Annotated in this window: 1 protein-coding gene; it reads right to left on the bottom strand. The window is 63.0% G+C overall.

Annotated features, from left to right (window positions below; translation table 11 throughout):
- Positions 1-1,067, bottom strand: a 1,067-nt coding sequence (locus EN745_RS34955; protein ID WP_127423327.1) for a class I tRNA ligase family protein, incomplete at its 3' end; no start/stop codon positions are given.
- Between the last annotated feature and the right edge of the window lie 148 nt (positions 1,068-1,215).

Raw genomic sequence — 1,215 nt, 5'->3', positions numbered from 1 at the left:
TTGTTGGCGAAGTCGAGGTCGCGCTGGTCGCCGGACGGGCAGCCGAAGATGGCGCCGGTGCCGTATTCCATCAGCACGAAATTGGCGACATAGACCGGCAGCGTCCAGTTCTCGTCGAACGGATGGACGACGCGGATGCCGGTGTCGAAGCCCTTCTTCTCGGCCGTCTCCAGCGCCGCCACCGAGGTGCCCATGTGGCGGACCTCGTCGATGAACTTGGCCAGCTCGACATTATCCTCGGCAGCCTTCTTGGCCAGCGGATGGTCGGCGGCGACCGCCATGAACGAGGCGCCGAAGATAGTGTCCGGCCTGGTCGTGTAGACCTCCAGCTCATGCTCGCCGGCGACCGGCTTGGCCAGCGGCCAGCGGATCAGCAGCCCTTCCGAGCGGCCGATCCAGTTGTGCTGCATCAGCTTGACCTTCTCCGGCCATTCGTCGAGGCCTTCGAGCGAATCCAGCAGGTCCTGCGCGAAGTCGGTGATCTTGAAGAACCACTGCGTCAGTTCCCGCTGCTCGACCAGCGCGCCGGAGCGCCAGCCGCGACCGTCGATGACCTGCTCGTTGGCGAGCACCGTCATGTCCTCCGGGTCCCAGTTGACCTTGGAGGATTTGCGCGTCACCAGCCCCTTCTCGACGAAGTCGAGGAACAGCATCTGCTGGCGGTGGTAGTAGTCGACGTCGCAGGTGGCGAACTCGCGCGCCCAGTCCAGCGACAGGCCCATGACCTTGAGCTGCTCGCGCATGGTGGCGATGTTCTCATAGGTCCAGTCCTTGGGGTGGACCTTGTTCTGCATCGCCGCGTTCTCGGCCGGCATGCCGAAGGCATCCCAGCCCATCGGGTGCAGCACGTTAAAACCCTTGGCGCGCTTGTAGCGCGCCACGACGTCGCCCATCGTATAGTTGCGGGTATGGCCGATATGGATGCGCCCCGACGGATAGGGGAACATCTCGAGCACGTAGTATTTCGGCTTCGGATCGGCGTTGTCGGCCTCGAACAGCTTCTTTTCGGCCCAGGCCTTCTGCCATTTGGGCTCTGACGCGCGCGGATTGTATCGTTCGGTTGCCATCGGATGTTTTTCGCTTAAAAGCTGGCACGAACCGCGGGGCAATGCCCGGCGGCCCAGGAAAATGTCGTCGCGGTGTTCATCATGGATTGCCGGACCCGTCAACTGCGGCGAGCCGGCGAGGACCAAAACTACAGGCAGGATATGGGCA

Origin of the sequence: Mesorhizobium sp. M4A.F.Ca.ET.022.05.2.1, assembly GCF_003998845.1 — a bacterium.
GTDB lineage: Bacteria > Pseudomonadota > Alphaproteobacteria > Rhizobiales > Rhizobiaceae > Mesorhizobium.
This window is presented reverse-complemented; position numbering and strand designations above follow the sequence as displayed.